Here is an 8,678-nt window from a genome sequence, read left to right on the forward strand (position 1 = left end):
AGCCCAGTGTAAACTGTAAGTTGCCATGACTTCCGGATGTTCAAAACTACGTCCGCCGTAGAGATAAGTTGCGCGATCGCCCCAATAAACAACTAAGATAGCTGCTAATATTTTTCCTTGCCAGATTGCGAAACCTAGCTCTGCCATATTTGCCTTAAACAAGGTTTGGCAAAGATTAATGAAAAATTTGTAGGGTTCACCAAAAAACTGCTGGCGTTTTACCGTTTCCCAAAAAATATCGTAAAATACAGGAATTGCCTGTGAGTCTGTTCTAAATTCAGTTTCTACACCATGACGCCAACTCAAACGCAAATTATATCGTCCTTTTGGCTTCATAGTTGCTAACATTTCAGTTTCTGTTAATTGTAAATCAATTAACAGAGTTTCCGAGGGCAATAAATCAGCAGGGGCACGCATAAACCCGGAAAGGCAATCTAGTTTTTGCTGCCATAAAGGTTCAATTCGTAGGGCAACCGCTCCTATTTTTTCAGCTAAAGATACCGCTTCTTTCACTAATATCTGCATTCCTTCTTTTTCCAATTTTTCAGGTAGCAGAGGGGCACCGGGAGCAACTAATAAATTGGCTTTATTAGGATGGGGATAAAAATAAAAAATGCATCCTCCCAATAATTCTTGCTTGTAAAATAAACCATAACGGGAGGTTTTGTATCCTTCCAATTCTTTGAAGTCTGCCCAAGCCCAAGACTGCATAAAGCATCCTGCGGGAGCAGTTTGCACAAGCAAGTCCCAATGATGGCGTTCTTCTGAATTTAGTAGTCTAAGGGTTAAAGATAATTCTTCTAATTGAATTTTGTGCCCATTATTTACATCTAAAATGTCAGTCATTATTCGAGCGATTTGTTAATAAGTTTATCAACCAAATACCACCAGCCGCCGTCAAAACAAATCCTATAGTTCTATTAAACCAACTCCAGTCTCCTTCGCTATAATAAGTATTTCCTCCCGAATAGCCGCTAGAGCCAGGAGAATGGCTACTTCCTGAATAGTATCCCTTGGCAAACACAGCATCTGGAGATGCTAAATTGGCCATTAATAAAGTTACTGAGAGCATCATAATAAATTCTGCTGCTCGTGGTGATAGCGTTAAAATTTGCTGTCCAGTGCGGATTTTATCAGACAATTGTTTTAGTTCAGCGGCAATCTGAGGCGGCAGTTCTTGAGCACGTTCTAAAATACTTCCCAATAAACGTGATAAATCGATTTCTGATAGTAATTTTTGAAGGTGGGCTAACCATTCTGCTGTCATCTTTGGGTTGTGATAAGGATGTTGTACCGGCAATAGTTTGCTAGTATCTATCTCATTACCCTGAACTTCTTCTAACCACCTTTGGGCGGTTGATTCTAGCTGAAGGAGATCCCGCAACCCTATCAGTCCAGTTCCAGCTTCTTCAATGTCTAAAAAATTAATGGTTTTTTCATCAATTGCTTCGATAATTTGAGGCGATTGAATATGAGGATTTAGTAAGTAGTAAAATAGCTGCGGGCAATCCAGGGTGTGAATATTGATGCTGTGGCGGCTATGCGCGATCGCATTCTCAAACTCAAACACTTTTAGCAGATTTTTAAGCGCGATCGCCTGTAAATTTTCAGGTAGGGTAATTCCTTCTATTTCAGAACGCTGAATTGCAACTGGAGACGCTAAGAAGAACCCCCAATTGCCATAATCATGCCTTTGAAAGGATGGGATTGTTAATTGTAAAGGCTTTGCCATCAATCCAGCAGCTAACAAGGTTTGATATAAACACCAAAAACCTGTTGTCCGATTTTCTGGAGAAACACCATTCGTGCTAATAATTCCACCTGGATAAAGAACCCGACTAATAGTTTTAAACCATTCTTGGCTGTATATCGCCGTATCTTCTGTACAACTAGGATAAGTAAAATCGCAAATAATGACGTGATAAGATTTTTCTTTAATTGTCGATAAAAACTCAAAAGCTTCTTGCGTGTAGATTGTCAAGCGATCGCTTTCTAAGCTGCCCTCATTAAATTCTTTAAATACATTTTTACCGAGTTCTAAAACTTCTGGGTTGTAATCTACTAAATCAACGTGACTCACTTCAGGAAATCGCAACACATCCCGTGCAGCTAATCCATCTCCGCCGCCACAAATCAAGACTTGCAACTCTGTGTGAGGAAATCGTTTGACTGCTAGTGCTACCGATGGAATCACTAAATACTCGTGATAAATGGCTTCATCAGCGGTATCAAATTGCAAATCACCATTGATATAAAAAGCCAATCCGTTGTTATGTTGTTCAATAAATAAAGATGTAGGCATTTTTTTACTATCCGAATACCATCAACAATATTCCGCAAGCCATCATGAAACTGGCTACTAATGCTTGGAAAATCACGCTTTCCAAAAAACTCTTTTTCGCTCCTCGTTCAATGTGAGAAAAATCTTCTGGTTTTACTATTTTGGTAGAGTAAATATGTCGTTTGCCATCAGGCCAAGCTTCAATTGCTAAATTCCATTGATGATCCTTGTCCCAATAATCCCACGTAATTCGAGATGTCTCCTCTTCATCCCCTTCATAATTACCCTTGGTTGATGATTCAAAGTAATAGCGTTTACCCAAGGCTTGTAATTCTGGGTAAGGCATTTTTCCTCCTTGCATATCGTGCCAAAAACGAATAGCCAAATTATTCAGTGATTCTGGTTCAAATATCTTAGGGTCTGAAATTTCTTCGGCAAGATACCAATTGACTAAGGATTCAGGATTTTGCGGATCAATTTCTCGTAGCAAGTAGTATTCTTTTCCTGCCTGAGATTTTAGCAACCACTCCGTTGTTTCATATCCATAGGAATCGTCATAAGTGCTGTATTCTTTAATCTGCCACTGAACGCCATAATATTTTATGCGATCGCCTGGACGTAAATTTTCAAGTTGAGTTTTCGTAGTAATGGGATACATCAAATTTTGCTCTGCTCAAATTTTGTTTGAATGTAGAAAAAATCTTGAGTTTAAGTTTATTTTATTAAAAAAATATCCGGCATTTTTGCTGGTTAATAGAGCGACTTAGCGTAGGCAGCATTTATTATATTCACACAGCTCTTAACTTCATAAAATAATCAATAAGACTTCATAAAAATATTAATTTTTTATAATCATCTACTCAAGGCGATAGAAGAGGTTCAATAACCCGACCCACCAACCAACTTCACAAAAAACATATCCGCTAGGAAGATGACCTGCGGGAGCGCGATCGCAATCAAAGATAAATTCTTCATAAGGAACCCAAGCGCCATCAATCCGCCATCCGACGCGATCGCATAAAATACACAAAATCTCATAATTTGCGCTTCTCGTCCCTCCGATCCTTTCCCAGATATATTTTTGGACGCTAAAACCAAAGCGTCCTTTGCTGTGTTTTATCCAAAGTTGGTTAATGATCCGAAGGTCTGACATTGGAAAATTTTTGATATCTTCTACTCTCAGCCAGCCTTCCGTTTCTCGACCAGAAATTCTTAGCATAACAGTCGTGGTTTCTTCATCCGCTTCTTGCCACTTTCCTAACGCTAAAAAAGTCTGTAATTGCCGGTAATCTATTTTTGACGCTGAACTTTGCCGATTTGTTAAAAAATTACGATTTGTAGCGATTGAACTGGCATTATAAGTTTTTGAAACCGGGATATTGCTAGATACTGGCTGCTTAAAACTGTAAGTAGAAATCTTATTAAGATTAAGCAATTCTAGCCACTCCTGCACCGACTGAGGGCGTTCCTCCGCTTGAAATTCCATCCCTTTCAGAATCGCCTGATTGGCTAAATTACTAATACTGGAATTGAGGCGTTGCGGTGAATTTAACCGAATCCCCGCAGCTCTCGCAGGCGCAGGTAGCGGGACTTCTCCAGTCAGCAAATAGTAGAGCGTCGCCGCGAGTGCATAAACATCCGTATACTCGCCCCGTCTTGCTTGCTGAGCATACTGTTCAATTGGAGCAAAGCCTGGAGTAAAGGTTTGCGTATGAGTCTGCGTTATATCGGGGATAAATTCCCTAGCAATGCCAAAATCAATCAGTACCGCCTGGAATTTTTCGGCACGCACCATGATATTAGATGGCTTCACATCCCGATGCAAAAAGCCCCTATCGTGGATGAAAGTTAGTGCGTCACCAATCTGGCGGATGTAGTGTAATGCTTCGGTTTCCGACAAAACACCCAGATTAAGTACGCGCTGCTCTAAGTTTTCTCCTTCAACATACTCCATCGCCATGCAAGGTAACTGTCCTTCAGAGAAGGCATTGTCAATCTGCACAATATTAGGGTGTCGGCACACAGCGAGTCGCAGCGCTTCTTTCTGGAAATCTCGATTAAATTTGTCTCGGTACGCTGTAAATTCGCGTTTAGTCAGTACCCGTTCATTCAGCGTCTTGATGACGACAAAATTCCCTTTTTTGTCCCTAGCTAGAAAAGTGATGCCATAGCCTCCTTCTCCTAGCACCCTTTCAACGATGTATCTTCCACCATGCAACATCTGCCCAGCGGCCCAAACCATTCCTCACACTTTCCCTGACACTTAGGCTAATTTTGCCATACCCTTGGTGCCAGTTTTGTTAAGTATTTGACCTATTCCAGAAGGCTCCATAACGGAAGGAAACAAAGGTGAGAGAAGACCGATCGCTCTTGTTTTTGAGTGCTATATTCAGCGTAGAAACGCCTAGATGAAGGCAATTGTTATGACTCAGGAACTCATGGATTTACGAAATAGCATCATTGAGGGACGCGATAAAGAAACTTTGACGATTTTAGGGGGGCTGGATTAGATGAAGAAAAGGTGGATAGAACTCAGATAATTTTGACAGCTCAACAATTACTTGCTTTGCCGTATGCTCATTCAGCAAGTATTTTACTTGACATGATTGATGAGTATTTAACTCAGTTACCGGGTGGGCAAGATTGGTTTGAAGACAGGCGCGAATAGAGAATGCGATCGCTTGCCCTTCTTTTGATTGCATTTATTCTCAGCAAGATAGGTGATCCCACCACCTTTACCCAAATGCCTCTCAATAATGTATCGTCCGCCCTGCAACTTCTGCCCAGGATGCCAAACCATTGCTAAAGCCGCCTCGACACTAGGGTTAATTTTGGCATAAGGGTAGCCGTTCGCTTACACTGACTTCTGGCACCCTCGCTACACCCCATTTCCAGCATGGGTCGCTTCTAGCGTAGGTTTGTATGCCAGTCAAAATGAGGAGAGCCAAGTCAGGGATGAAAAAAATATTGTTGTCCGGTGTGTTGTTGTTGCTACCGCTAGCAGCGTGTTCGCCCAACCCCTCCGGGACTTCAGCGACGAACGGTGGAACTGAGGCAAAACCTCTGACAATCGGTGCAATTCCCGATCAAGATCCGCAAAAATTACAGCGTCAGTATGACAAGCTAGCGGCCTATCTGGAAAAGGAACTGGGTGTGCCGGTTGAGTATAAGCCGGTTACTGACTATACGGCGGCGGTTACTGTCTTTAAAGTAGGGGATTTGGATTTGGTTTGGTTTGGAGGATTGACAGGCGTTCAGGCACGTTTGCAGGTGCCCGGTGCAGAAGCGATCGCTCAACGCGACATAGACGCCCAATTTCACAGTCTCTTCATCGCTAACAAAAAGGCTGGACTGAAGCCATTTAAAAATATTTCTGGTTTGCAACAACTAAAAAAACATAGCTTCACTTTTGGCAGCGAATCTTCAACATCCGGGCGTTTAATGCCTCAATATTTCTTGCAACAAGCTGGACTCAAGCTTGAAGATTTGAAAGGTCAAGCCGGTTTTTCTGGCGATCACGATAAGACGATTAAATTGGTGGAAGCAGGCACCTACGATGTCGGTGCTGTGAATGAAAGCGTCTGGAAAAAGCGAGTCGATGCCAAAGAAGTAGATTTGAACAAAGTCGAAGTCCTCTGGGAGACGCCCGCCTACTACGACTATCACTGGGTCATTCATCCCGATGTCAAACAGCGCTACGGTGAAGATTTTGTTAAAAAAGTGCAAAACGCCTTTTTAAAACTAGACCCCAAAGTACCAGAGCAAAAAGAAATTCTCGACCTTTTACAAGCAACTAAATTTATTCCTACCCAAAATTCCAACTATGCTCAAATTGAGAAGATTGGCCGGGAAATTGGCAAAATAAAGTGATGTAAATGACAGAAGCTAACTTTAAAATTGCAGAAAAATCAGATATCGAAACTCTGATGGAGTTTATACGAGAGTTCTACGAGTTTGAACACCTAAAATTTGATGAATCCATTGTTCGCGCGGCGTTATCAAATATTTTGCATGATGATTCTCTAGGACGAGTGTGGCTGATCCAGCATGGTGATGAGGCGATTGGCTACGTCGTCCTTACCTTTGGCTACAGTTTGGAATTTCGAGGGCGTGATGCATTTATTGATGAACTCTACATCCGAGAGAGTTATCGGGGGCAAGGGGTAGGCATGAGCGTAATTCAGTTTATAGAAAGTGTTTGCCCCTCTCTAGGAATTCAAGCACTTCATTTAGAAGTCGAACGGAAAAATACACCAGCACAAAACTTATATCGGAAGGCTGGTTTTAAAGAGCACGATCGCTATCTCATGACTAAATGGATAGCAAACTAAGCAGAGAAAGGAACTCATCTGCGCCAATATTTGAACTGAAAAACGTTTCTAAGCAATTTGGACGCTTTGAATCTCTCTCTGATATTAACTTGCAGATTTGGGCAGGCGATCGCGTGGCACTGGTTGGTTCTAGCGGTGCCGGTAAAAGTACGCTAATTAATTTACTCAATGGTACGCTGCTACCCACTCAAGGAGAAGTCTGGGTACTGGGTCGAAACCTTGCTCATCTGCGTCCAAAGTTGCTGCGTCAAGTCCAGCGTCAAATTGGTACGATTTATCAACAATTCCACTTAGTTGATAATTTGCAGGTGATTCACAATGTTAATGCAGGACATCTAGGGCGCTGGTCGTTTTTCAAAGCAGCAGTTTCGCTGATTTATCCTTTAGAAGTCGAAACTGCTCATCAAGCTTTGGCACAGGTGGGGATTCCAGAAAAACTTTACGAACGTACCGATAGCCTTTCTGGTGGTCAACAGCAACGGGTAGCGATCGCTCGCGTCCTCGTGCAAAATCCCACCGCCATCCTTGCCGACGAACCCATTTCCAGCCTCGACCCCGAACGCAGCCGCGAGATTATGGATTTATTGCGCCAGTTGAGTATAGAAACCGGGAAAACTTTAGTCACCAGTGTCCACGCGATAGAATTTGCTCGCAGTCATTATCAGCGAATTATCGGTCTGCAACATGGGCGTATTTTGTTTGATATTCCCGCTGAAGACCTCTCGGATGCAATGATTAAGGAGTTGTACGACCTGAGTTCGATATAGTATAAAACTCCTGTAACGTGTTTAAAAGGAATTTAAAGGTCTTTATATTTTTTTAATAACATCCAATATTTCCTGAAGTGTGAAATAAATGTAGTAAAATACTGGGGTTCCGTTGATGTCTATAGTGCCGTAACGTCGTTCCTTTTTTATATCCGGTGAATTTCCATCACCTGGATTAACAGACCCTAAGTAACAGGGGACGCATTTTTCATCGAAAGTGATCCCCCACTTTATTTTTACTTTTAATTTATTGTCACTTCCCCGTTCACCTAAGTCATAGAATAGGTTTTCGTAAAAATAGCTAATATCATCAATCTTTTTGAAATCTTCCTCTGTAATATTTTTTTGATAAGGAAGTTGATTTTTATCAATATCTAGCTCGATTGCTACTTTCTTAAAAAAATCTTTTACCTGCTCAAGTATATAATCTTCTGTCGCCTCTTTTTGCTTTTTGTTTTTAAAAGATATTAGAGGAACATAATTACTATAAAAACCTAAATTTTCTGATTGAAGTTGAATTATTTTTAGTTCCATAACTCACAAGGTTGGCTTTAAATACGTTTCTTGAATGACAAAGAAGTTAGCTTTGTATATCTTAATACCTTTGATATTTACTTGTGGTTCATATTCTCCCAATTTAGTATTTGAAACAGATTCGTAATAGTAAGGAATAAAAAATATATTAGATTCAACAGTATATTCTTGCTGTAGAGCCAATTCATAGGTAAGCTGTTTGATGATATCCTCTGTGTATTTTTCTGCTATTGTGGGGTCAGAGTTTGAATTTAGGTAAAACTCAAGCGGTAAATCTTTGTAATCAACTATTCTTAAAGAAGAATCGGTAGCTTTTAGAACCAAGTCTGGACGAGGAAAACGACGTATAGCATTACTTCTATCTCGTTGCTGTAAATCATTAAATTTTGTATTTGAGTAAACCCAAGTTCCTGGTTGGGTATCAAATTCAATGCAAAGCAGTTCATTCCATCCAAAGTTGCCTGCTTTTTTGGGATATGGCGTATCCGATTCTGTCCGATAAATCCATTGATTCCAGTGCTTAGTTCCATCATGGGTTTTGTAGTTGCCAACCCGGTTCTGAGCTTTGCCCTGCCTTTCTTGATTTTGATAATCTTCCAGAGTTATATCCGTATCCGCATAGCAGATTTTGTTGTAGTATTTTTTAAAGAAGTAAGTAGCTAGGATGATTTAAACCTAAAACGCTCTAACGTATATCCCCCTTGTTCACTCCGTGATTCCATGCCGTCCATTACAGCAAGGGCTAAATCATATTCATTGTCGAAC

The 8,678-nt window shown here is 40.9% G+C and carries 11 protein-coding genes; 4 read left to right on the top strand and 7 right to left on the bottom strand.

Annotated features, from left to right (window positions below):
* The 4 genes from NDA06_RS25750 to NDA06_RS25765 form a co-directional block, all read right to left on the bottom strand.
* The coding region (locus NDA06_RS25750; protein ID WP_348251921.1) for a peptidoglycan bridge formation glycyltransferase FemA/FemB family protein at positions 1–846 on the bottom strand (846 nt) is incomplete at its 3' end.
* Positions 839–2,302, bottom strand: coding sequence for a spermine synthase (locus NDA06_RS25755; protein WP_190986569.1), 1,464 nt, complete (start codon positions 2,300–2,302; stop codon positions 839–841). The genes NDA06_RS25755 and NDA06_RS25750, both read right to left, overlap by 8 nt.
* A 7-nt stretch (positions 2,303–2,309) precedes the next feature.
* Positions 2,310–2,939: a DUF4178 domain-containing protein gene (locus NDA06_RS25760; protein WP_190412641.1), complete on the bottom strand. Its 630-nt coding sequence runs from the start codon at positions 2,937–2,939 to the stop codon at positions 2,310–2,312.
* Positions 2,940–3,137: 198 nt separating this feature from the next.
* Positions 3,138–4,523: a serine/threonine-protein kinase gene (locus NDA06_RS25765; protein WP_190986571.1), complete on the bottom strand. Its 1,386-nt coding sequence runs from the start codon at positions 4,521–4,523 to the stop codon at positions 3,138–3,140.
* Positions 4,524–4,802: 279 nt separating this feature from the next.
* On the opposite strand from NDA06_RS25765, the gene NDA06_RS25770 reads away from it, so the two are divergent.
* The 4 genes from NDA06_RS25770 to NDA06_RS25785 all read left to right on the top strand — a co-directional run bounded on the left by NDA06_RS25770 (position 4,803) and on the right by NDA06_RS25785 (position 7,379).
* Entirely contained in the window at positions 4,803–4,949 is a 147-nt protein-coding gene (locus NDA06_RS25770; protein ID WP_242047517.1) for a hypothetical protein, read from the top strand.
* Positions 4,950–5,236: 287 nt separating this feature from the next.
* Positions 5,237–6,151: a putative selenate ABC transporter substrate-binding protein gene (locus NDA06_RS25775; RefSeq protein WP_190986572.1), complete on the top strand. Its 915-nt coding sequence runs from the start codon at positions 5,237–5,239 to the stop codon at positions 6,149–6,151.
* 5 nt (positions 6,152–6,156) lie between these two features.
* Complete coding sequence (locus tag NDA06_RS25780) at positions 6,157–6,612, top strand: GNAT family N-acetyltransferase (RefSeq protein WP_190986573.1); 456 nt, start codon at positions 6,157–6,159, stop codon at positions 6,610–6,612.
* Positions 6,597–7,379: a phosphonate ABC transporter ATP-binding protein gene (locus tag NDA06_RS25785; protein ID WP_190986574.1), complete on the top strand. Its 783-nt coding sequence runs from the start codon at positions 6,597–6,599 to the stop codon at positions 7,377–7,379. The genes NDA06_RS25780 and NDA06_RS25785 overlap by 16 nt, the downstream gene beginning before the upstream one ends.
* A 42-nt stretch (positions 7,380–7,421) precedes the next feature.
* Here the strand turns inward: NDA06_RS25785 and NDA06_RS25790 are convergent, their stop codons facing one another.
* Genes NDA06_RS25790 through NDA06_RS25800 form a run of 3 tightly spaced genes read right to left on the bottom strand, consistent with a single transcriptional unit; the run spans position 7,422 to position 8,464 of the window.
* Positions 7,422–7,913, bottom strand: coding sequence for a hypothetical protein (locus NDA06_RS25790; protein WP_190986575.1), 492 nt, complete (start codon positions 7,911–7,913; stop codon positions 7,422–7,424).
* A gap of 3 nt (positions 7,914–7,916) precedes the next feature.
* A complete protein-coding gene (locus NDA06_RS25795; protein ID WP_190986576.1) occupies positions 7,917–8,237 on the bottom strand; it encodes a hypothetical protein in 321 nt (106 codons plus the stop codon).
* Complete coding sequence (locus tag NDA06_RS25800) at positions 8,228–8,464, bottom strand: hypothetical protein (RefSeq protein WP_190986577.1); 237 nt, start codon at positions 8,462–8,464, stop codon at positions 8,228–8,230. Before NDA06_RS25800 ends, NDA06_RS25795 begins: the two co-directional genes overlap by 10 nt.
* Between the last annotated feature and the right edge of the window lie 214 nt (positions 8,465–8,678).

The sequence above is a fragment of the Trichocoleus sp. ST-U1 genome, from assembly GCF_039961835.1.
GTDB lineage: Bacteria > Cyanobacteriota > Cyanobacteriia > Cyanobacteriales > FACHB-T130 > FACHB-T130.

Bases quoted from the DNA above. Each gene is read 5' to 3' on its own strand.
- NDA06_RS25765 (WP_190986571.1), bottom strand. From the start codon at position 4,523: ATGGTTTGGGCCGCTGGGCAGATGTTGCATGGTGGAAGATACATCGTT.
- NDA06_RS25760 (WP_190412641.1), bottom strand. From the start codon at position 2,939: ATGTATCCCATTACTACGAAAACTCAACTTGAAAATTTACGTCCAGGC.
- NDA06_RS25785 (WP_190986574.1), top strand. From the start codon at position 6,597: ATGGATAGCAAACTAAGCAGAGAAAGGAACTCATCTGCGCCAATATTT.
- NDA06_RS25780 (WP_190986573.1), top strand. From the start codon at position 6,157: ATGACAGAAGCTAACTTTAAAATTGCAGAAAAATCAGATATCGAAACT.
- NDA06_RS25790 (WP_190986575.1), bottom strand. From the start codon at position 7,913: ATGGAACTAAAAATAATTCAACTTCAATCAGAAAATTTAGGTTTTTAT.
- NDA06_RS25775 (WP_190986572.1), top strand. From the start codon at position 5,237: ATGAAAAAAATATTGTTGTCCGGTGTGTTGTTGTTGCTACCGCTAGCA.
- NDA06_RS25755 (WP_190986569.1), bottom strand. From the start codon at position 2,302: ATGCCTACATCTTTATTTATTGAACAACATAACAACGGATTGGCTTTT.